Annotated in this window: 18 protein-coding genes and 1 tRNA gene; 11 read left to right on the forward strand and 8 right to left on the reverse strand. The window is 70.3% G+C overall.

What is annotated here, in order from left to right; translation table 11 throughout:
- The first annotated feature begins 69 nt into the window (after positions 1–69).
- Genes icmH through tagF form a run of 3 tightly spaced genes read left to right on the forward strand, consistent with a single transcriptional unit; the run spans position 70 to position 4,446 of the window.
- Positions 70–1,410 (forward strand): type IVB secretion system protein IcmH/DotU, encoded by a 1,341-nt coding sequence (gene icmH / locus VH569_RS25040; RefSeq protein ID WP_423318847.1) that lies wholly within the window; start codon positions 70–72, stop codon positions 1,408–1,410.
- Positions 1,411–1,420: 10 nt separating this feature from the next.
- Positions 1,421–3,676 carry a type VI secretion system membrane subunit TssM gene (gene tssM / locus VH569_RS25045; RefSeq protein WP_423318849.1) on the forward strand — a complete coding sequence of 752 codons (2,256 nt, stop codon included), beginning with the start codon at positions 1,421–1,423 and terminating at the stop codon, positions 3,674–3,676.
- The gene (gene tagF, locus VH569_RS25050) at positions 3,673–4,446 is read left to right on the forward strand and encodes a type VI secretion system-associated protein TagF (RefSeq protein WP_423318851.1); all 774 of its coding nucleotides are present in this window, start codon (positions 3,673–3,675) and stop codon (positions 4,444–4,446) included. The genes tssM and tagF overlap by 4 nt, the downstream gene beginning before the upstream one ends.
- Before the next feature lie 211 nt (positions 4,447–4,657).
- On the opposite strand, the gene VH569_RS25055 is transcribed toward tagF, so the two are convergent.
- Positions 4,658–6,214 (reverse strand): adenosine deaminase family protein, encoded by a 1,557-nt coding sequence (locus VH569_RS25055; RefSeq protein WP_423318853.1) that lies wholly within the window; start codon positions 6,212–6,214, stop codon positions 4,658–4,660.
- A 194-nt stretch (positions 6,215–6,408) separates the two neighbouring features.
- On the opposite strand from VH569_RS25055, the gene VH569_RS25060 reads away from it, so the two are divergent.
- The 4 genes from VH569_RS25060 to VH569_RS25075 all read left to right on the forward strand — a co-directional run bounded on the left by VH569_RS25060 (position 6,409) and on the right by VH569_RS25075 (position 10,748).
- Positions 6,409–8,067 (forward strand): tetratricopeptide repeat protein, encoded by a 1,659-nt coding sequence (locus VH569_RS25060; RefSeq protein WP_423318855.1) that lies wholly within the window; start codon positions 6,409–6,411, stop codon positions 8,065–8,067.
- 6 nt (positions 8,068–8,073) lie between these two features.
- A complete protein-coding gene (locus tag VH569_RS25065; protein ID WP_423318857.1) occupies positions 8,074–9,387 on the forward strand; it encodes an MFS transporter in 1,314 nt (437 codons plus the stop codon).
- 105 nt (positions 9,388–9,492) lie between these two features.
- Positions 9,493–9,759: a hypothetical protein gene (locus VH569_RS25070; RefSeq protein WP_423318859.1), complete on the forward strand. Its 267-nt coding sequence runs from the start codon at positions 9,493–9,495 to the stop codon at positions 9,757–9,759.
- Between the two features lie 308 nt (positions 9,760–10,067).
- Entirely contained in the window at positions 10,068–10,748 is a 681-nt protein-coding gene (locus VH569_RS25075) for a hypothetical protein (protein ID WP_423318861.1), read from the forward strand.
- A gap of 50 nt (positions 10,749–10,798) precedes the next feature.
- Here VH569_RS25075 and VH569_RS25080 read toward each other — a convergent pair whose 3' ends face one another.
- Positions 10,799–11,890 carry a PA0069 family radical SAM protein gene (locus tag VH569_RS25080; RefSeq protein WP_423318862.1) on the reverse strand — a complete coding sequence of 364 codons (1,092 nt, stop codon included), beginning with the start codon at positions 11,888–11,890 and terminating at the stop codon, positions 10,799–10,801.
- A 231-nt stretch (positions 11,891–12,121) separates the two neighbouring features.
- Here VH569_RS25080 and ahcY point away from each other — a divergent pair, with 231 nt between their 5' ends.
- Positions 12,122–13,420, forward strand: coding sequence for an adenosylhomocysteinase (ahcY, locus tag VH569_RS25085; protein WP_423318864.1), 1,299 nt, complete (start codon positions 12,122–12,124; stop codon positions 13,418–13,420).
- 254 nt (positions 13,421–13,674) lie between these two features.
- Here the strand turns inward: ahcY and VH569_RS25090 are convergent, their stop codons facing one another.
- The 4 genes from VH569_RS25090 to VH569_RS25105 all read right to left on the reverse strand — a co-directional run bounded on the left by VH569_RS25090 (position 13,675) and on the right by VH569_RS25105 (position 17,710).
- Entirely contained in the window at positions 13,675–14,898 is a 1,224-nt protein-coding gene (locus VH569_RS25090; RefSeq protein ID WP_423318866.1) for an NAD(P)/FAD-dependent oxidoreductase, read from the reverse strand.
- 177 nt (positions 14,899–15,075) lie between these two features.
- Positions 15,076–15,342, reverse strand: coding sequence for a hypothetical protein (locus VH569_RS25095; protein ID WP_098740726.1), 267 nt, complete (start codon positions 15,340–15,342; stop codon positions 15,076–15,078).
- A gap of 252 nt (positions 15,343–15,594) precedes the next feature.
- Positions 15,595–16,563 carry an SH3 domain-containing protein gene (locus tag VH569_RS25100; protein ID WP_423318868.1) on the reverse strand — a complete coding sequence of 323 codons (969 nt, stop codon included), beginning with the start codon at positions 16,561–16,563 and terminating at the stop codon, positions 15,595–15,597.
- A 10-nt stretch (positions 16,564–16,573) separates the two neighbouring features.
- Positions 16,574–17,710: a hypothetical protein gene (locus VH569_RS25105; RefSeq protein ID WP_423318869.1), complete on the reverse strand. Its 1,137-nt coding sequence runs from the start codon at positions 17,708–17,710 to the stop codon at positions 16,574–16,576.
- Between the two features lie 352 nt (positions 17,711–18,062).
- On the opposite strand from VH569_RS25105, the gene VH569_RS25110 reads away from it, so the two are divergent.
- Positions 18,063–18,380, forward strand: coding sequence for a ribbon-helix-helix domain-containing protein (locus VH569_RS25110; RefSeq protein WP_109047759.1), 318 nt, complete (start codon positions 18,063–18,065; stop codon positions 18,378–18,380).
- A gap of 62 nt (positions 18,381–18,442) precedes the next feature.
- Here the strand turns inward: VH569_RS25110 and VH569_RS25115 are convergent, their stop codons facing one another.
- Both VH569_RS25115 and VH569_RS25120 read right to left on the reverse strand, forming a co-directional pair.
- On the reverse strand, positions 18,443–19,321 hold the full coding sequence (locus VH569_RS25115; RefSeq protein WP_423318872.1) for a TIGR01459 family HAD-type hydrolase: 879 nt from the start codon (positions 19,319–19,321) through the stop codon (positions 18,443–18,445).
- A 56-nt stretch (positions 19,322–19,377) separates the two neighbouring features.
- Positions 19,378–20,628 carry a glycosyltransferase family 4 protein gene (locus VH569_RS25120; protein ID WP_423318874.1) on the reverse strand — a complete coding sequence of 417 codons (1,251 nt, stop codon included), beginning with the start codon at positions 20,626–20,628 and terminating at the stop codon, positions 19,378–19,380.
- Between the two features lie 115 nt (positions 20,629–20,743).
- Between VH569_RS25120 and VH569_RS25125 the strand changes: the two genes are divergently transcribed.
- Both VH569_RS25125 and VH569_RS25130 read left to right on the forward strand, forming a co-directional pair.
- Positions 20,744–21,538, forward strand: coding sequence for an alpha/beta hydrolase (locus VH569_RS25125; protein ID WP_423318876.1), 795 nt, complete (start codon positions 20,744–20,746; stop codon positions 21,536–21,538).
- Positions 21,539–21,634: 96 nt separating this feature from the next.
- Positions 21,635–21,725 (forward strand) — tRNA-Ser (locus VH569_RS25130).
- Positions 21,726–21,861 lie beyond the last annotated feature (136 nt).

Here is a 21,861-nt window from a genome sequence, read left to right on the forward strand (position 1 = left end):
GGCTTCAGATTCCCCCCGCCGCCCCGACCCTGCTATATCTCACCCGGATTTCTCCAGAGCGGACGACAGATGCAGGCGGACGAGCGATTGGACGGGCCGGACGTGGCTGAGGCGGACAGGGCGAAGGCGGACGAGGACGAGCGTCCGCTCGCCGCGGTTCTCGCCGCGCTGGCGTCCGAAGGCCCCGCACCCGGCGCTCCCTCCTCCGCTTCGCCGCCGTCCTCCCGCCGGCACGACAGTCCGGGTCCGCGGCCGCCCGCCTCCTCCCTCAACCCGCTGCTCAGCGCCGCCGCTCCGGCCCTGGCGCTTGTCGGCGCGCTCCGCGACCGCAGCCTGGGCGACCCGCCCCGCGCCGCCGCCGCCGCCGCGCTGGAGCGGTTCGACCGCGCCGCCGCCGCCGCCGGCCTCGACGCCGCCGCCATCCGCGCCGCCCGCATCGCGCTCTCGGTGACGCTGGACGACGTCGCCCGTGCCGCCGGGCATGGCGGGGTCGCGGTCGCCGAGCCCGATGCCGGCGTGCGCTTCCTTGAACTGCTCGACGGCATGCTGGTCGATCCGCGCCGCCACCGCCACACGCTGGAGCTATACTACGCCTGCGTGTCGCTGGGCTTCGAGGGCCGCTACCGCGACAGGCCCGGCGGTGCCCACGACCTCGCCCGCCTGCGCGACGAGCTGTACCGCATCCTGCGCCGCGCCCGTGGCGACGTGGCGGCGGAGCTGTCGCCGGCCTGGACCGGGGTGGCGGAGCCGTTCCGGCCGCTCGGCAATTCGCTTGGCAGCGTGCCGGGCTGGGTCGTCTGGGCCGGGGTGGCGCTCGGCCTGTCCGGCCTCTACGTGCATCTCGCCGGCACCCTCGACCGGCAGGCGGAGCCGGTGGTCGCCCGCATCGCGGCATTGCTGCCCGACCGCACGATCGAGATCGCCCGGCTGGTTCCGCCGCCGCCCCCCACCGCCGGCCCGGCGCTGATCGCCCGCATCACCGGCCAGCTCGCCCCGGAAATCCGCACCGGCGCCGTCGAGGTGCTGGCGGGGGAGGATGGCGCCCTGGTCATCCGCATCCCGGCGGCGGCGATGTTCGCCACCGGCAGCGACGCCGTGAAGGCCCGCCACCGCGCCATCGTCGAGCGGGTCGGCCAGACCCTGGCGGTGGAGCCCGGCAGCGTGCTGGTGGTCGCCCACACCGACGACCAGACCCCGCCGGGCGGCCGCCCGCCGGCTGCGCAATCCCTGACGGCCCAATCCCTGACGGATGCCCGTGCCGAGGCGGTGCGCAAGCTGCTGGAGCGCTCGCTGCCGCCCGCCCGCCTGTCGGCCGAGGGCCATGGCGACCAGGAGCCGGTCGCGCTGAACGACACGCCGGCCGGTCGCGACGCCAACCGGCGGATCGACATCCGCCTTTACCCGCATTAGGGCGCCCGCCATGGCCGAACCCCCTTCCCCCAAGGCCGGCGCCCCGGCGGCGAAGACGGCTGCCACGGCGACGGCGAAGACGACCGTCCGGCGCCGGAAACCCGCCGCCGCTCCGTCGCCGTACCGCTCCGCCCGCAGCCGCTGGGTGCTGTCGCTGTCGGGCGTGCTGGCCCTCGGGCTGGCCGGCTGGCTGCTGCTGCCGCGTCTGGCCGCCTCCTTCGCCCCGCATCTGCTTCCGTCCATCCAGCCGGACTGGAGCGTCCGCCTGCTGCCGCTGGTCCTGGCGCTGGCCGGCTGGATCGCCGTCAACCGCCGCATCGACGCCCGCGAGCGTGCCGCCAACACCCGCCTGCTGGAGGTGCTGGCCGCCCGCCGCGACCCGGAGCTGAAGGCCTCGCTGGAGGAGATCGGCACGGTCCGCAAGCAGCTCGACGCCGCGCTGGCCCAGCTGCGCACGCGCCGGGGCGGGCGCTATCTCTACCAGCTTCCCTGGTATCTGGTGATCGGCGCCCCTGGTTCGGGCAAGACCACGGCGCTGGCCAACACCGGCCTCGCCGCCCTCTCGCCCGGCGGCAAAGCCGCCCAGCCGGCGGCGGGCCCGTTCATTGGGCTGGGCGGTACCCGCAACTGCGACTGGTGGTTCACCGACCGCGCCGTGCTGATCGACACCGCCGGCCGCTACACCACCCAGGACAGCCGGCGCGCGGTGGATGGCCGGGTGTGGTCCGGCCTGCTCGACCTCTTGAAGGAGCACCGCCCGCGCCAGCCCGCCAACGGCGTCCTCCTCACCGTCAGCATCCCCGAGCTGACCGGCTGGACCGATGCCGAGCGGCGCAACCACGCCATCCTGATCCGCCAGCGCCTGAACGAGCTGCGGGTGCAGCTGGGCGTGCGCCTGCCGGTCTATCTGCTGCTGACCAAGGCCGACCTGCTCGACGGTTTCGCCACCTTCTTCGACCCGCTCGACCGCGAGGCGCGCGGGCAGGTTTGGGGCCTGACCCTGCCGGCGGAGGAGCCGGCCTCCGACACCTCCGCCCCCGGCTCCTCCGCCGGTCCGCTTCCCGTCTTCCGCGCGCTTTATGCCGGGCTGGTGCGGCGGCTGGACGAGCGGCTGCTCGACCGGCTGCACCAGGAGCCGGACATCCGCCGCCGCAGCGACGCCTTCGCCCTGCCGCTGCGCGTGGCGGAGCTGGAGCCGGCGCTGGCCGACATCGTCGACACCGCCTTCGGCTCCGAACATGGCGAGGAGGCGCCGCGCCTGCGCGGCCTCTACCTGACCAGCGCCACCCAGACCGACGCCTCGCTCGCCCTGTTCCACCCCGATTCCGGCCCCGAGGGCGGCCCCGGGGGCGGCCACGAGACAGGCGGCCCGGCCTCCACCTATTTCCTCGAACGGCTGCTGCCCGACGTGGTGTTCCCGGAGGCCAACCTCGCCCGCGTCGACCGGCGGGTGGAGCGCGCCCGCCGCCGCCGGGCGCTGCTGTCCGCCGCGGCCGCGCTGGCGCTCGCCCTGGCCGTCGGCGGCTGGTGGCTGGTCAGCGCCCGCGGCAACGCCGCCCTGCTGGAGCGCGCCGATGCCGGCGCCGCGGCGGTGGAGGCGGCGCTGCGCCCGCTCGACACCGCGCCGCGCTCCCTGGTCCGGGTGGACGATGCCGACCCCGCGGCGATCCTGCCGGCGCTGGAGGCCCTGCGCGCCCTGCCGTTCGCTTTCGACGATGCGCAGGACGGGGCCGGGCGGATGTGGGCCGGTGAGATGTGGACAGCCCGGATATGGGCCGGCCCGGCGCTGGCCGGCGGGCTTTATCAGGGTGGCCGCATCGCCGTCCCGGCGCAGGAGGCCTACCGCCGCGCCCTGCGCACCCAGTTCCTGGCCCGCATCGCCCTGCGGCTGGAGGAGCGGCTGCGCGCCGACTGGGCCTTGCCCGACCAGCTGCGCCAGACCCTGCGCGTCTACCGCATGATCACCGGGCGCACGATTGCCGGGCAGATGGCGGGCGGGCAAATGGCCGGCGGGGCGGAGCCGATGGATGCCGGCGCCATGGCGGAATGGCTGGCGCTCGACTGGCAGCGCACGCTGCCCGGCCCGGCCAACGAGGCGCGGCGCCGTGCGCTGGGCGACCATCTGGCCGCCCTGTTCGCCGTCGGCTTCGCCCCGGTCCCGCCCGACGAGGTTCTGGTCGCCCGCGTGCTGGAGGTGCTGGCGCAATCGACGCCCCAGGCCGCTCCCCAGCCGTCTTCCCAGCCCGGCCGGGCCGCCCTGCCATGACGGGAGGGTTCGCGACGCCGCGCGGGATGCTGGCCGCCGCGGGGGCCGCGCTGCTGCGGGCGCCCGGATTCGGCGGCGGATTTGGCGGCGGCCTTGGCGGCGGTGGGAGAGGCGGCCTGGCCGCCGGTGCCGATCCGGTGGTGGGATTCCACGGCAAGGTGCCGGCCCGCGGCGATTTCATCGGCCATGGCCTGCCGTCGGCGGTCCTCGGCCCCTGGGACCGCTGGCTGTCCGCGGCGCTGGGCGAGGCCGGCCGCCGTCTGGGTGCCGAATGGGAGCCCCTGTTCGCCCAGGCCCCGGTCTGGCGCTTCGCCCTGTCGGCCGGCCTGTGCGGCGCCACCCCGCTGGTCGGGGTCTGGATGCCCAGTGCCGACCGGGTCGGCCGTCTCTATCCCTTCACCATCGCCGCCGGCCTTCCCGCCGGCTTCGACATCGCCGACGCACCGGCCGCCTGCGGCGCCTGGCTGTCCCGCGCCGAGTCCCTTGCCGCCGACGCCTGCCGCGCCGGTGCCGACGTGGAGGGGTTGCCGGCCCGCCTCGCCATCCTCGGCCGGCCGGAACCGGAGCGCGTCAGCCCCGCCACCCGCGCCCTGCTCGACCGCCTGTCCGGCCCCTTGCGCGCCGACGCCAGCCTGTGGTGGACCCGCGGCGCCGGCCGGATCGCGCCGTCGCTGCTGTCCTGCCCCGGCCTTCCCGCCGGCCCCCGCCTGACCGCCTTCCTCGACGGCGCCTGGGCCCGCTGGGGCTGGGAGAACGCCGACGAGGGGTAGGGGAGGGGGTCAATATTCTCGAGTCGATCAAATATCGCGGGCAAGATCGACACGGATGTCACGGATTAAAACACGGATTTCACGGATGCTTTCGCCTTGCCAAAGCGCCGGGGCTGGACCGCTGTTATAAAAAATCCGTGTAATCCGTGTCTAAATCCGTGACATCCGCGTCAATCTTGTTTTCCATCTCAGGAAGTCACAGTCAGGCCGATTACCGCGTCTCCGCCATCTCGCGGTCGAAGCGGGCCAGCGCCTCTTCCAGCCCCCACTGGACCTGCGCCTTCTCGCTGCGCGCGGTCACCGGGCGGCAGGCGTCCTCACGCACCGGCGGCGTGCAGCCGGGGGCGGACCACAGGCTGTCGCCGGGCAGGAAGCTGTGCTCCAGGCTGGCGCGGGCCAGCCCGACGAGGTCGGCATAGCCGAAGCCGAACTCCTCCACCGCGCGCTGTAGCTCGTTGGTCAGGTCGATCCGGCTGACGCCCTCGTCGTCGGTCGACAGCACCACCGGCACCCCGGCGGCGCGATAGACCGGCAGCGGGTGCGCCTTGCCGCTGACGCCCAGGATCTTGTCGTTGCTGGTCAGGTTGATCTCGACCGCCACCTTGCGCCCGGCCATCGTCCGCAGCAGGCCCTGGGGATCCTCCTCGTACATCACGTCGACGCCATGGCCGATGCGACTGGCGCGTGCGATCTCCACCGCCTTGCGGATGTGGTCGCGCAGCCGCTCCGGCGGGACGAGGCCAAGCGTCAGCTCACCGGCATGCAGCGCGACGTTGGTGCCGGGCTGGCGCCGCTTGGCCTCCGCCACCATGCGCATGTGCAGGTCGTAATCGTCGAGCGCCACCGGGTTATCCTCCGGCGCTACGAAGTTCAGCCCGACGACGCGCGGCTCCTGCGCTTCCAGCAGGGCGTTGAACAGGGTGGTGGCATAGACCGGGCCGGGGCTCTGCGTGCGCGAGACCTGCTGGAGATAGCGCACCGACACCGCGCAGCCCGGCCGCGCCGCCGGCGTGCCGCAGCCGAGCACGCTGCGCATCCGCGCTTCCGCCGCGTCGATCTCCTGCCGGGCCGGGGCAACCAGCGCCGGAAGCCCGGCGGCGATCAGCCGGTCTGCGGTGCCCGGCAGGTCGGCCGCCGCCTGCGGCGTCCAGGGGAAGGACTTGCCGATGGCGGTGGCCGGGCCGGTGCCGAAGGACACCATCAGCTCGACATGCCGTTCGCCCTGCCGGCCGGCGCGGTCCACCACCTCGGCCAGCAGGTCGCCGGTGGAGGTGGAGGTCGCACCGGCGGCGGCACGGAACCGCCCGAAGGTGGCGAAGAACTGGTCGTGCAGGCTGTAGCCGGAGATCGGCAGCGCATCGCGGGTCGACAGGGCGTCCAGCGCCACCGGGTAGAGCACGCTGTCGGCGATGACCGCCGTGGCGCCCGGCCGGGCCGATCTGGCGTCGCCGCAGGGCGCCTGCGCCGTCGGCGCCACCAGCGTCTTGGCCTTGACGTCGAAGCAGAGCCCGGCATCCGCCGCCATCCGCATGTAGGTCTCGGCATAGACCGCACCGGTCAGGTGGCTGTGGAGGTCCGCTCCCTTGGGCATGCGGTAGAGGAAGGCGCGCAGCTCCGGCGGGCTGGTCCGCACCGCCTGGAACCGCCGCGCCGCCGCCGACCCGCCGGCATCGGCGCCCCCGCCGGGGCTGCTGCCGCCCATCTCCGCCGTGGCGCAGCCCGCCAGCAGCAGCGTCGCCGCCAGCGCCCCCGTCACGCGTCTGGTCATTCGCACATCAAGCATATACCCGACTCCATATTCTCCTTTTGCGAGTATGGATGCGCTGATAATCGCGCGGGCACAACCGCCCTGTGCGGATCGAAAGGCTGTAGCGGGGCGGCAATTCCCGGTATGGTGCGGCGACCTTTCCGTGTTCCCGCCCATCCCGCCTTCCGTATCCCGCCGTCTTTGGAGCCGCCGCGATGACCGACACTTCCGCCCCGACCCTGCTCGATGCGGCCAAGCGTTTCCGCAGCAACGATCTGGCGGGGGCGGAACAGGTCTGCCGGGCGATCCTGACGACCGACCCGCACAACGCCCAGGCGCTGCATCTGCTGGGGCTGGTCGCCGCCCACACCGACCATCCGGACAACGCGCTGGATCTGTTCGCCCAGGCCATCGCGGAGAACGGCAACGACCCGTCTTTCCACAACAGCCGCGGCAGCCTGCTTTTCCAGCAGGCCCGGCCGGCGGAGGCGGAGGAGGCGTTCCGTGCCGGCCTCGCCCTCAACCCGCGGCTGCCGGAGCTGCATGGCAACCTCGGCAACGCGCTGAAGGCGCAAAGCCGGCTGGAGGAGGCGGCGGACTGTTTCCGCACCGCGCTGGACCTGCGGCCCGAGGCGCCGGAGATGCATCATTTCCTCGCCGCCACCCTGCGCGAGTTGGGCGGGCTTGAGGAGGCGGAGGAGCATTTCCGCACCGCGCTGGCCCAGGCGCCCGACTATCTCGACGTGCATTACAGCCTGGCGGAGCTGCTCTCCACCCGCGGCCGGCTGGCCGAGGCGGAGGCGGAATTCCGCATCGTGCTGACCGCCGCGCCGCGCTTCGTCCCGGCCCAGGTCGGGCTCGCCCATGTGCTGCAAAGCCTCGACCGCGCCGCCGAGGCCATCGAGGTGATCGAGGCGGCGCGCGAGCAGGCCCCCGACCACCCGATGGTGAAGTTCACCCGCCGGCTGATCTATTCCAACGCGGTGCCCGGCTGGCACCTGCCGATGATCAACGATTTCGAGCGGAACGAGGCCTACAAGCGCTCGCTGGAACGGGCGGTGAAGCCCGGCCAGCTGGTTCTGGAGATCGGCACCGGCTCCGGCATCGTCGCCATGATGGCGGCGCGCGCGGGTGCCGGGAAGGTGGTGACCTGCGAGGTCAACCCGATCCTCGCCCGCGTCGCCAAGGAAACCGTGGCGCGCAACGGCTATGCCGACCGCATCGACGTGGTGCCGCGCCTGTCGACCCAGCTGACGGTGGGCGAGGGCGGCGATCTGCCGGAGAAGGCCGACGTCTTCGTGTCGGAGCTGATCAATATCGGCATGCTGGCCCCGCGCATGCTGTCGGTGCTGCAACATGCCCGCACCCATCTGGTGAAGCCGGGCGGCGCCGTCATCCCGCGCGCCTCCACCGTCTACGCCATGCTGGTGGAGACGCCGGAGCTGGCCCGCATCAACCCGGTGGAGACCATCGACGGCTTCGACATGGGCAGCTTCGACGTCTTCCGCTCGCCCGGCTACCAGCAGATCGACCTCGGCGCCGACGCCCACACCCCGCTGTCGAAGCCCTTCACCGCGCTCGATTTCGACTTCACCCGCAACATGCCGGAGGAGGGCGAGCGGGTGATCGACGTGACCATCGTCACCGCCGGCACCTGCCACGGCGTCGCCTTCTGGTTCGACCTCTTCATGGACGACGAGGTGGTCTACAAGTCGGAAAGCCGGTCGCGCACCAACCACTGGAAGCAGGCGATGACCTTCCTGGAGAAGCCGATCGCGCTGTCGGCCGGCGACCGCCTGCGCATCGTCGCCCGCTACGACAACAACCAGATCTCCTTCGGGGTGGACGGGCTGACGGGGGGCGGGCGGGAGTAAGCGGGCGTGAGCGAAGCCGTCCCGTCCAGCGACAGTCCTGCCGGCGACATCCCTTCCCGCCGGGCCATCGTCTCCTGGTGCCTCTACGACTGGGCGAATTCGGCCTACAACACCATCATCACCACCTTCGTCTTCTCGGTCTATTTCGCCCGCGGCGTCGTCGGCGACCCGGTCGAGGGCACCGCAAGGTGGAGTGCGGCGATGACCGTGGCCGGCGTCGCCATCGCGCTGCTCAGCCCGCTGCTGGGCGCCGTCGCCGACCGGGCCGGGCGGCGCAAGCCGTGGATGGCGCTGTTCACCCTGGTCACGGTCCTGTTCACCGCGGCGCTGTGGTGGGTGCGTCCCGAGCCGGCCGACGCCGCCTTCGCGCTCGCCTGCGTGGTGGTCGCCACCGTGGCGTTCGAACTGGCCAACGTCTTCTACAACGCCACCCTGCCGGGTCTGGTGCCGGCGCGGCTTCTCGGCCGGGTGTCGGGCTGGGGCTGGGGCATCGGCTATTTCGGCGGGCTGGCCTGCCTCGTCCTGGCGCTGGTCTGCTTCGTCCAGGCGCCGGCCCCGCTGTTTGGCCTGTTCGGGATGGAGTGGGCCGACTGGGGCCAGCAGGCCAATGTCCGCGCCACCGCCCTGCTGGCCGCGGCGTGGTACGGGCTGTTCGCGCTGCCCTATTTCCTGTGGGTGCCGGACGAGCCGGCGACCGGCCACGGCCTGCTGCGGGCGGCACGCGAGGGCGTCGCGACCTTGGTCGCCACGCTGCGGCAGGCCCGGCGTTACCGCGAGGTCGGGCGCTTCCTGATCGCCAGCGCCTTCTACCGCGACGGCATCAACACCATCACCGCCTTCGGCGGCCTCTTCGCCGCCGGGACCTTCGGCATGAGCTTCGAGGAGATCCTGGTCTTCGCCATCGCGCTCAACGTGGTGGCGGGGGCGGGGGCCATCGGCTTCGCCTGGATGGACGACCGGGCGGGGGCCAAGCCGGTGATCCTGATCGCGCTGGCCGGCATGACAGTCTGTTCGGTGCCGCTGCTGCTGGCGACCGAGCGGCTGTGGTTCTGGATCTTTGCGCTCGGGCTCGGGCTGTTCTTCGGGCCGGCCCAGGCGGCCGGGCGGTCGATGATGGCGCGGCTGGCCCCGCCGGGCATGGCGGGCGAGATGTTCGGACTCTACGGGCTGACCGGCCGCTTCGTCGGCTTCTTCGGACCGCTGCTGTTCGGGCTGGCGACCCAGGCCTTCGCCAGCCAGCGCGCCGGCATGGCGACGGTTCTGGCTTTCTTCGCCATCGGCTTCGGGCTTATGCTGGCGGTTCGCGAACCGGCCCGCTAGAAAAGGGCCTGTGTCAAAGCGCCGCACATGAGACCATTCGAGGGCAGAGCTGTTACCTTCGTTTTTGCTGCGACGCACAAAAGTCGAAGCCGAGGGGTACGGACCATGCTGCACATCAAAGACATCGAAGCCTTCGCCCGCATCAACGAGGCCCTGAACGAGGAGCCCGGCGCGGATGGCGGCACGGATAATCGGCCGGAGCAGGCCGGCCAGGACTCAGACGGCCAGCACAATTCCGGCCCGGCGCATCCGGCGCTGGTGATGGCGATGCTGGCGACCGGCCGCCTGCCGCTGTCGGCGCTGTCGAAATCCGATCAGGCAAAGACCCCGGACGTGCCGACGCCGTGGACCAGGATGTTCCGCCGCTCCTGACGGCGGTCCGTTTGGGCCGAAAGCCGTGGAGATGGGGGCAATGTTGACACGGATGTCACGGATTTAGACACGGATGTCACGGATGTGGCGTTCCGAAACCCCAGCTTCCGGGGGAGGCCGCCGCTTCGGCAAGACCGGAAAAATCCGTGTAATCCGTGCCGAAATCCGTGACATCCGTGTCGATCTTGTTCCCCATGCAATGACTCCGGGACCAGAGGGCGACACCGGCGGCCGTTGCAAAAATTCCGCCATAAAGGAAATTATTCTTATACGCTTCCCGCAGACCCACCTTTCTGCGGAGCCGACCCATGCCCCTCGACAGCCGTAGCTTCACCAACGACCAGTTCCCCCGCTGGGCCGAAGAGCCGCCGACTCCGTCCGAAGGCTCGCTGGTCCCCGGTTCGCAGTTCCACGAGGAACAATGGATCATGGCCGCCGGCATGCTGGCCCGCGGCAACAGCTTCCTTCAGGTCTCGCGCGCCATGGGATGCAGCCGGACGACACTCTGGCGCGCCTACTACGGCTCCAAGGATTTTCGTCACAGGGTGTGGTGGGAACGGCAGGCGCTGAACCGCGAGGCCGAGCTGCGCCTGTCCTCGCTGCGGGTGCTGGTGGCCGAGCAGATCGAGCGGCTGGTCACGTCGGGCGATCCCGCCACCGTCCGCTGGCTGGCCGAACGGCTGGGGCTGTTCGCCGGCCTCGATCAGCCCGCCCGCGACCCCGCTCCCAATCCTGCTCCCCGGCCCGCCCCCCGCCCCGAAGACCCGCCCGCCGTCACCGTCCCCGAACTCGACGACGACATCCCCGGCGAACTGCGCGAACGCACCCCGCCCAGCCCGGCCCTGGTCGCCGCCGTCCTGGCCCAGCCGGAGGCGACGGGACCGAAGGGCGTCTTCCCCTATACCCTCAACCAGTATGAAGAGTATCCCAACCTCAACCCCGGCCCGGTGAGCCGCCGCGCCGCCGGTCCCTTCTCCTGGCGCCGGTAGGCCGGCGATGCAACATCGCCCGTCCCTCCGTTCCACGCTGTTCCATCCCCTCACAGAAGCGACAGCTGGTCACCCGCCGCCGGCGGCACCCGGAAGCGGCTGCAATCGAGCTGCCAGCTCCGGCCGCCCAGCCCGTGCTTCCGGCAGGCCAGTTTGAAGCGGTGGCGCAGCAGCTCGGCATAGGGGCCGCTGCCCTTCATCCGCGTGCCGAACCCGGAGCGGTAGAGCGCGCCGTCGCGGCTCTGCCGCATCAGGCTCAGCACGCGGTCTGCGCGGTTGGGAGCGTGGACGCGCAGCCATTCCTCGAACAGCGAGGCGATCTCCAGCGGCAGGCGCAGCAGGATGTAGTTGGCGGCAGTCGCCCCGGCGCCGGCCGCCGCTTCCAGGATGGCCTCCAGCTCATGGTCGTTCAGCGCCGGGATCATCGGGCTGGCGAGGACCGCCACCGGCACGCAGGATTCCGACAGGGCGCGGATCGCCTCCAGCCGGCGCGGCGGGGTGCTGGCCCGCGGCTCCATCGTCCGGGCGAGATCGCGGTCCAGCGTCGTGACCGAGACCGCGACCGACGCCAGCCCTTGCGCTGCCATCGGCGCCAGGATGTCGAGGTCGCGCAGCACCAGCGCCGATTTGGTGATGATGCTGACCGGCTGGTTGAAGTCGCGGCAGACCTCCAGCACCCGGCGGGTGATGCCCTCCGTCCGCTCGATGGGCTGGTAGGGATCGGTGTTGGCCCCCAGCGCCAGCGGCTGGCAGACATAGGATTTCGCCCGCAGCTCCTTGGCCAGCAGCTCCGCCGCGTTGCGTTTGGCGAACAGCCTGGTCTCGAAATCCAGCCCCGGCGACAGGCCCAGATAGGCGTGGGTCGGCCGGGCGAAGCAGTAGATGCAGGCATGCTCGCAGCCCTGGTACGGGTTCACCGAGCGGTCGAAGGGGATGTCGGGCGACTGGTTGCCGGTGATGATCGACTTGGCCGAGGCCGGCGAGACGCTGGTGCGGACCGGATCGGACAGCGCCTCGTTGCCGCTCTCGGCATAGCCGGTCCAGCCGTCGTCGGTCAGGACGCGGGTCTCGCGTTCGAACCGCCCGGTGACGTTGCTGACCGCCCCGCGGCCCTTGATCGGGGATCGCCGTATCTCGTCCATGCCGGCAGCTTAGCCGGGGCAAAATGGAACGTAAAGAGAACAAACGGGGGTGGCCCCCTCGCTTGGCCCTGTCATCGCTTCCGCTGCCGAACAAACATAAAGATATCTTTATGCTTGCATGGTTCCGGGAGCGCTGATACATCCATGGCCAATGACAGCGGCAGGGCCGGGGATCCGGCGTGCCTGGAATTCCGCTGCCCGACCGTCACCGCCCACCAGGAGTCATCCCTCATGGCCGCCGAATTCACGGACTACAAGGTCAAGGACATCAGCCTCGCGAGCTGGGGCCGCAAGGAGATCACCATCGCCGAGACCGAGATGCCGGGCCTGATGGCCCTGCGGTCGGAATTCGGCGCCTCAAAGCCGCTGGCCGGTGCCCGCATCGTCGGCTGCCTGCACATGACCATCCAGACCGCCGTGCTGATCGAGACGCTGACCGCGCTCGGCGCGACCGTGCGCTGGTCCTCCTGCAACATCTTCTCGACCCAGGACCAGGCCGCCGCCGCCATCGCCGCCGCCGGCATCCCGGTCTTCGCCTGGAAGGGCGAGACGGAGGAGGAGTTCTGGTGGTGCATCGAGCAGTCGCTGCGCGGTCCGGATGGCTGGACCCCGAACATGATCCTGGACGATGGCGGCGACGTCACCCAGATCATGCACGACAAGTATCCGGAGATGCTGGACGGCGTCCGCGGCCTGTCGGAAGAGACCACCACCGGCGTCCATCGTCTCTATGAGATGATGAAGAAGGGCACGCTGAAGGTTCCGGCCATCAACGTGAACGACAGCGTCACCAAGTCGAAGTTCGACAACCTCTACGGTTGCCGTGAGTCGCTGGTCGACGGCATCAAGCGCGCCACCGACGTGATGGTCGCCGGCAAGGTCGCCGTGGTCGCCGGCTATGGCGACGTGGGCAAGGGCTCGGCCGCTTCGCTGCGTTCGCAGGGTGCGCGCGTCATGGTGACGGAGATCGACCCGATCAACGCGCTCCAGGCCGCGATGGAAGGCTATCAGGTCATCACCATGGACGAGGCCGCTCCGCTGGGCGACATCTTCGTCACGGCGACCGGCAACGTCGACGTCATCACGCTCGACCACATGCGGGCCATGAAGGACCGCGCCATCGTCTGCAACATCGGCCACTTCGACAGCGAGATCCAGATCGACGCCCTGCGCAATCTGGTCTGGGAAGAGGTCAAGCCGCAGGTCGACGAGGTCGTGTTCCCCGACGGCAAGCGCCTGATCGTCCTGGCCCAGGGCCGTCTGGTCAATCTGGGCTGCGCCACCGGCCACCCCAGCTTCGTGATGAGCGCCAGCTTCACCAACCAGGTGCTGGCCCAGATCGAGCTGTGGACCAACGCCGCCAACTACGAGAATAAGGTCTACGTCCTGCCCAAGCACCTGGACGAGAAGGTCGCCCGCCTGCATCTGGACAAGATCGGCGCCAAGCTGACCACGCTGACCGCCAAGCAGTCCGAATACATCGGCGTCAACGCCGCCGGCCCGTACAAGCCGGACCACTACCGCTACTAAGCGGTTGCGGGATTAAGAAAGAAGGGCCGTCCTTGTGGGGCGGCCCTTTTTCTTTGAAGTGCAGGTCTCTTGTGAGGAGCAGCGGAGGCAAACAAGATCGACACGGATTTCACGGATGTTATCCGGCAAGGTTGCTTCCATCCAAAGATCGTCGGCTTTGGCGAGCCAAAAGAAAATCCGTGTAATCCGTGTCTAAATCCGTGACATCCGTGTCGATGTTGCCCCGGCATTCAGAATTTCCACCGAAGCCGAAGTCAATCCGCGCCTGGGGTCTTCATCCCCAGCCACTCCACCATGCCCTTGCCGGCCGCCACACCCATGGCGAAGCAGCCTTGCAACAGATAGCCGCCGGTCGGCGCCTCCCAGTCCAGCATTTCGCCGGCCAGGAACAGGCCGGGGCGGCGGGTCAGCATCGACCGCTCGTCCAGTTCCGACAGGCGGACGCCGCCGGCCGAGGAGATCGCCCGCTCGATGGGACGCACGCCGGTCAGCACCATCGACAGCCCCTTGATCTGGCGGGCCAGCGCCACCGGGTCGGACAGGTCGGCGGCGGGGGCGAACTCTCGCAGAAGGGCGGCACGCGGGCCGGTCAGGGACAGCGACTTCTTCAGGAAGGTGGACAGCGACTCCGCACCGCGGCGGCGCAGGCGCTTGACCAGTTCGGCTTCAGCCATGTCCGGCAGCAGGTCCAGCGTCAGGGTCGCCCAGCCCTCCGCGGCGATGGCGTCGCGCAAGGGTGCGCTCAGCGCATAGACGGCGCCGCCCTCGATCCCGGTCTCGGTGATGACGAATTCGCCCTTCAGGCGCCGACCGGCAGCGGATAGGCCGACACTCTTGACGGGCTGGCCGGCGAAGCGGTCGCGCAGGTGATCGGACCAGGGCACCTCGAACCCCATGTTGGAGGGAACCAGCGGTGCGACCTCCACCCCCAGCCCTTCCAGCAGCGGAACCCAGCCGCCGTCCGACCCGGTGCGCGGCCAGCTCGCCCCGCCCAGCGCCAGCAGGGTGGCGCGCGGGGCGACGGTCACGGTTTCCTCGCCATGGCGGAAAGTCAGGGCGCCGGTCGCGTCCCAGCCGGTCCAGCGATGGCGGCTGTGCAGGGTCACGCCCAGGCCGTCCAGCCGCCGCAGCCAGGCGCGGACCAGGGTGGAGGCCTTCATCTGCACCGGGAAGACACGGCCGCTGCTGCCGACGAAGGTCTCGATGCCCAGCCCGGCCGCCCAGCCGCGCAAATCGTCGGGCGAGAAGCCGGCCAGCAGGCGGCGGAACAGCGGTTCGGCGGCGCCATAGCGCGGCAGGAAGCGGTCGAGCGGTTCCGAATGGGTCAGGTTCAGCCCGCCGCGCCCGGCCAGCAGCAGCTTGCGCGCCGGGGTGGGCGTGTGGTCGAACACGGCGACCCGCAGGCCGGCGGCCGCGGCGATCTCCGCCGCCATCAACCCGGCGGGGCCGGCGCCGACGATCGCCACATCCGGGGTCATGTCCGATGTCATGTCCGGGGCCGCGTCAGGGGAGGTATGGGGCACTTGGAGACGCCTTCGCAAAAGGAAGTGCCCCCGTCCGTCCCGTGGCTGCGCCGGGACGAACGGGGGCATTCGGGATTCGACCGCGGATCGCTGGAGCTGTCCCCCGGCTGTGTCGGCCGAGCGGACGCCGGATCAGTCCTCGTAATCCTGGTCCTGGGCCACTTCCTCGGCCAGATCGGCGGCGAGGTCGGCGAAATAGCCGGCATCGACCTCCAGGCCGTTCTCCTCGCAGATGCGCATGAAGATGCGGTAGGCATGCAGGATGGCGACGTCGAGGACGACGAGGTCCCCTTCCTCGCTGTGGCGGTCGGTGATGTCCCGCTCCTGAAGGGTGCCGACGATGTCGTGCGCGGCGGCCTGCAGGACCGCGTCCATGGCTTGCTTGTGTTGGGTCGACATCGTGTGAATCCTCGTTCCGGTCGTGCTTCGCGTCCCCGCCCGGCCGGACCGGCGCCGCATGGCCGGCGGGGGTGGCCGAACCGTCGGAGGAAACGGGCGCGTCGGGGGCTCCGTTCGTCCGCGAAAGTTCGGTCTCCCCCTTGTTGTAGAATCCTTTTTCACGGCCGAACAAGCCCCTTCACGGGGGGCCGGGGCGGGTCCTTCCGGGTAGCCTCGTACCGGCCATGGAGGGGGCGGTGGAAAGGCGCCGGTTCAGCGTGCGGCGGGGGCCAGCAGGGGAGCGCCGACATAGCCCAGCGCCTTGCCTGTCCGCCCCACCTTGTACCAGCCGCCGACGGCCTCCAGCACGGTGACGCGTTCGCCGGCCTCCAGCACATCCAGCACCTTGGCGTCGCAGACCGGGGCGACCCGCAGATTGCCGGCAGCCCGCAGCCGGGCGACGGTTCCCCCGGAGAGCTTTGGCCGCTGCACCCGTCCGGGCAGGTCGTCGGGCAGGGCGCAGCCGCGGTCCTCGCGGTCGGCCCTGGCATAGCGGCCGGGCTTTGCGGCGGTTGCGGGCTCGGTGCCGGCGGTCCGCGTGGGCACGGCTTCGGCCAGATAGGCGCTGGTGACGTAGCCCTGCGGCTTGCCGCTTCGGCCGATCCGTTGCCAGCCGTCGGACGGCGCGCCGAAGGCCGTCACCCGCTCGCCCTTTTCCACCGTGTCGAGGACCCGGCCCTTGGCGTCCGGCGTCGCCCGCAGGTAGATGCCGGCGGTGGCGGTCATCGGCCGCTGTGCGGGAACGACCGAAGGCTGCCTGGCGGGAGCTTCCTGTGAAGCCGGCTCCTTGGCGACAGCTTGGGGTGCTGTCTCAACTTGTGGCTTCATCGCCGGCAGCGGTGGAGCCTTGACGGCCGGCGGTGCCTCCGCGGCCTTGGGATCGGGCGCCTTCGTGGCAGCGGCCGCTACCGGGGGCGGAGCGGGGTGCAGGCCGGGCGGCGATAGCGGCGCCGACAACAGGCCGGGGGCTTCCGGGGGATGCTCCCAGACCACGCCGGGGGTCAAAGGGGGGGAAAGCGCCTGTGCCGGCGTCAGGCGGGGAAGGGCGACGATGGGGGCGGGCGACGGGGTCAGCCGTTCGGCCGCGCTGTCCGCCAGCGCGCCCGGACAGCCGAACGGGACGCCCAGCAGCAGGGCCGGTGCCGCAATCCGCAGCCAGGCGATCAGCCGCGCTCCAGCCATCACCCCCTCCTCAGTCGAGCGTGATGCGGGCGATCAGCGTCGGCAGCGTCTGACAGCGCAGAAGCCCGTCGAGCGTCCGGTGTTCGGCGAGCCGCAGGGTCAGCGCGCAACCGAAGGAATTCACCGCCAGTTCGGTCTGCGCCAGGGTGCCGATGATGCTGGACGAACGCGCGATGCTGTAGCCGGGCGCCCCCAACTTGCCGGCCAGCGCCCCGTTGACCGGGCTGAACCCGTCGATCTCCAGCGTCATCGGTCCCAGATTCTGCACCACCACCTCGGAACTCGGATCCTCCTTGGTGGCGTAGAGCTGGACCGGGACTGCGCGGTGGCGGGCGATCCAGTCCTTCAGCGCGAGGTTGGCGACCACCGGGTCGCGGCTTTGCAGCGCCGCCTCCATCGCCGTCTGGCGCAGCGCCGGGTCGTTGCCGCCCAGCGCCGCTTCGAAAGCGGCCAGCCGTGCCGCGCGGTCCGTGCCGGTCAGTTTGCCGCGCAGGTCGGCGACCTGGGCGATGCGCGCCTCGACCGCCCGGCGCTCCGTTTCGGTGCGGGCGGCTTCGGCCTTGGCGGCGGCGGTCTGCTGGGCCAGCCTTTCCTCCTCGCGCCGCCGGCGTTCGCTGTCCTCGGCCAGCCGCTGGGCGGCGTCGCGGTCCAGCTGTTCGCGCAGGCTTTTGGCTTCGGATGTGCCCAGCACGACCGTGCGGCCGGGCAGTTCGGCGGCCGGCTTGCCGATGCCGTCGAGCAGGCCGGGGGACTGTGGCGTCAGCGTTACAGTCCATCCACCGGCGCCGCGGGTGGCGAGCGCCGTCGCCACCCAGCTCTTGCTCAGTCCGGCTTCCGCCGCCGGGCGCAGGAAGGTCACCGGCCCTTCACGGCTGTCCACCAGATAGGTCGGCCCGCCCAGAACCAGCTTGGCGCTGACCCGTGCCGCCACCTGCGGTTCCGAAGATGGCGGTTCCGGCAGCGGTTCGACGCTCAGCGACTCGATGCGCCAGGGGGCGGGCAGCAGCGCTTCGATCCGCGTACGCAGGAGGGAGTCCGGGATCGTCTCGACCGTGGGAACCTTGGCGGTGGCCTCCGCAGCCCAGGCGCTCTCGACCGGCGCACCGAGTGCGACCCAGCCGGCGATGAGGGTTGCGCCCAGGCTCACTCTTGGGCCTGCCCCGAGGCCCGGCCCGGCACCGGCTGCGATGCGGGCCGCGAATCGTCCGTTCCCCGGTCGCTTCATCGCCGATCCTTCCCCCCGTGTCCGCCGTCCAATGTCCGCCGTCCGGCACTGGTATAGCGAAGGTTCCGGCCAAGGGAAGCGGCTTTTCCCGGCAACCTGTCGATCTGTGGTTGGATGCAATACCCGCCTGCGCCGGATTGTCGCGTCAATCCGCAGCCATGGGTCGAATTGGACTTGGACGCCACACGCCACTTGCAATATGGTCACACAAATGGATGTATTGGCCCCGTATCGAGAGATCGGGACACGCAACGGATGGGGAACGGGGTTTCCGATGGAGGGCACGGGCGGAGGTAAAGACGGACCGGGGCTGCTCTGCCGCAATGTCAAAGTGAGCGGCCGCCGAACCAGCTTAAGAATGGAGCCGTATATTTGGGATTCGCTGAAGGAAATCTGTGAGCGGGAGCAGATGACCCTCAACGAAATCTGCACCCAGATCGACGAACGGCGTGGGGAGGCAAACCTGACTGCCTCCATCCGCGTCTTCATCGTCAGCTATTACCGCACCGCCATCGGTCAGCGCGGTTTTTCGGAAGATGGTCAGTCGCCTCTGCTCCGCAGGGCGATGGACGACGCCGTTCCGCTGGAGTGACAAGTGCGGGTATAACGGGCCAGGGGTGACGGGAGCGGTCTATGCGCTCCCGTCCACCGGGTTCACCAGCGCAGGCTGGGAACCGCGTAGGTCGGCATGTGACCCGACGCATCGGCCAGGGCGCGCAGGTTGACCGGATCGACCGAAGCCCCCCAGGCTGCACCGCCCAGTTCTTCCTGGTGGATGCCTGCGGTAACCAGTGCAACATCGATCCCGGCGGCATTGGCACCGGCGACATCGGTGCGCAGGCTGTCGCCCACCGCCAGGATACGGCTCTTGTCGGCGATGCCCAGCAGCTTGAAGCAGCGCTCATAGACGGGGGCATGGGGCTTGCCGTGCTGGCGCACGTCGCCGCCCATCTCCTCGTAGCGGGCGGCCAGCGTGCCGGCGCAGATCACCAGCATCGGCCCGACCATCACCACTAGATCGGGGTTGGCGCAGATCATCGGCAATCCTGCGGCCAGGCACGCGTCCAGCTGCGGCTGATAGTCCGCCACCGTCTCGCCGAAGGTGACGATGCCGGTGTTGACGACGAAATCCGCGTCCTCCGGCGTAGCGGCAACCTGATAGCCGAGCCCGGAGAAGACATCGATGTCGCGCTCCGGTCCGATGTGGTAGAGCCGCCGTCCGAGGGTGGCATGCCAGGGATCGTCGCGGTCGCGCAGCGCCTCGTAGGTCGCCTCGCCCGAGGTCATGACATGGTGGTAGCGCTCGCGGCCCAGCCCCATGCCGTCCAGCTTCTCAATGACGCCGGTGGTTCGGCGCGGTGCGTTGGACAGCAGGCAAATCGTCTTGCCGGCGGCGCGCATGCTGTCCAGGCAGTCTGGCACGCCAGGATAAGGCTGCTCGCCGTCATGCAGCACGCCCCAGAGGTCCAGGATGAACCCGTCATAGCGGTCGATGACCTCGGCGATGCCGGAAATCTGTCGGATGTCGGCCATGGTGTCCGGTCGGTTCGGTGGAAGGACAAAGATCGGATTGCGTCGACAGGCCGATCTCAGCGTGGTTGCAGCAACTCCGCGTAAACCGCCAGCGTGTCGGCGCACATGCGGTCCTTGGTGTAGCGGTCGGCGACGAAGGCCATGGCGCGGGCGCCGATGGCGTCCCGTTGCTCTGGCGTCAGCGACAGCGCCTCGTCCAGTGCCCGGGCCAGCGCGTCGGGATCGTCCGGCGGCACCACCCAGGCGGTTTCGCCGGGGACGACGGTCTCCTGATAGGCGCCGATGGCCGAGACGATCACCGGCTTGCCCATCGCCTGAGCCTCGACGATCACCCGCCCGAAGGCTTCCGGCTCGCGCGAGGCGGAGACGACCACCGTCGACAGCAGGTAAGCCGCGGCCATGTCGCTGCAATGGTCGGTCATCCGCACCACGCCGCGCAGGCCGGCATTGGCGATGCGGTTCTCCAGCTCTTCCCGGTAGCCGGTGCGGCCCTGGTCGGAGCCGACCAGCAGGGCCAGCACATCCTTGCGCCCCAGCTTGGCCAGCGCGTCGATCAACACGATCTGGCCTTTCCAGCGGGTCAGCCGGCCGGGCAGCAGGATCACCGGCCGGTCGTCCGGCAGGTTCCATTGCTTGGCAAGGGTCACCAGCCGTGTCGGGCTGACCCGGTCGGGTGCGAAGACGCCGCGGTCGATGCCGCGGTGGATGACGCGCACCTGTTGCGGATCGACCGGGTAGTTGCCCAGCACATGGTCGCGGATGAAGCCGGAGATGGCGATCACCCGCTCGCCGCGCGCCATCACCGAATTGTACCAGCGCTTCATCCGCCCGCCGACCGGCCCCGAACCGAAATTGTAGGGCGCGTGGAAGGTCGTCATGTAGCGCGCACCCGTCTCGCGGCAGGCCAGCCAAGCGCTCCAGGCCGGCGCGCGGGACCGGGCATGGACGATGTCCACCTTATGCTCACGGATGACGGCGGCCAGCCGGCGGGCATTGCGTCGGATGGTCAGCGGGTTCTTGGAGGCCAGCGGCAGCGTCAGATGGGCGATGCGGGCGCGGTCCAGCTCCCGCACCATCGGTCCACCCTGCGACGCCACCAGCGGCGTGCCGCCGGCGGCCTGCAGGGCGAGCGCCATGTCGATGCAGCCGCGCTCCGCTCCGCCTGTGACCAGCGTCGGCACCACCTGCAGCACCGTCGGCGCCCTCCCTCCCGGCCAATGCTCAGGCCAGCCGGGGACAGGGATGTCCTGATGGGCGTCCGCGTTGCGCGGGGAATGGTCGGTGGTAAGGTGGGGGTCGAAATCCATGATGCCGGCTGCTCGCAAGGGGCGGCCCGGGACCGGCCGCGGAGCCCGGCAAGCCGGCGCCCCATCGAGCCCGGTGCCCGACCGCGTGCCGGTGTCCGTTGTCGAAGGTGACCGTATGACCGAAACCGCAGCCCAACCGGGCGGCGCGCACCATAGCCTAACGCGCGGTGCCGCGACCATAGCCTATCACCACAGCCCTGCCGGCCCGTCCGGGCAGGGCAAGCCGGGCGTGATGTTCCTTGGCGGCTTCATGTCCGACATGACCGGCGGCAAGGCGACGGCGCTGGAAGCCTGGGCGGTGGCGTGCGGCCTGTCCTTCACCCGCTTCGACTACCAGGGCCACGGCGCTTCCAGCGGGCGGTTCGCCGACGGCACCATCGGCCTGTGGGCCGACGATGCGCTTGCGGTGCTGGACGAGGTGACGACCGGGCCGCAGATCCTGGTCGGTTCCTCCATGGGCGGCTGGATGATGCTGCTGACTGCGCTCCGCCGGCCGGAGCGGGTTTCCGGGCTGGTCGGCATCGCGCCGGCCCCCGACTTCACCGAAGACCTGATGTGGGACATCTTCGAAGCCGACATCCGCCGCCAGATCATGGAGGTGGGCGTCTGGAACCGCCCCTCGGACTACGGCCCCGAGCCGCAACCGATCACCCGCGCCCTGATCGAGGACGGCCGCAACCATCTGCTGCTGCGCGGCCCTATCGCCTTCGACGGCCCCGTCCGTCTGCTGCATGGCCAGCACGACCCCGACGTCCCCTGGCAGTTCAGCCTGCGCATTGCTGAGGCGCTGACCAGCGACGATGTCTGCGTCACGCTGGTCAAGGACGGTGACCACCGCCTGTCCCGTCCCCAGGATCTGGACCTGTTGTGCCGCAGCGTCGGCGCTCTGGTGGATGGATTTGGCGGATGAAATCGGAGCGGTTCGGCATGCCGCCAAAAAAACGTCGTCCGCGTGAAACAGAGGCTTGCATCGCCGCGAACCTCTGGCTATAACCCGGGCCTCTGCGGAGGGGTGGCCGAGTGGTTGAAGGCGCACGCCTGGAAAGTGTGTATACGTCAAAAGCGTATCGAGGGTTCGAATCCCTCTCCCTCCGCCACGAAATCAGGCCAGAGCGTTGATTTTCTCAGAAAATCCGCTCTGGCCTTTTTCATTTTCCACATCTTGCCTCATTGCTGATTTGTCGCCGGATATGCTGGCGGCAGCGCACCGAATACGGTGGCTGGCGGTAGAAT

This window comes from Azospirillum sp. 11R-A (genome assembly GCF_049472615.1).
Lineage (GTDB): Bacteria > Pseudomonadota > Alphaproteobacteria > Azospirillales > Azospirillaceae > Azospirillum > Azospirillum palustre.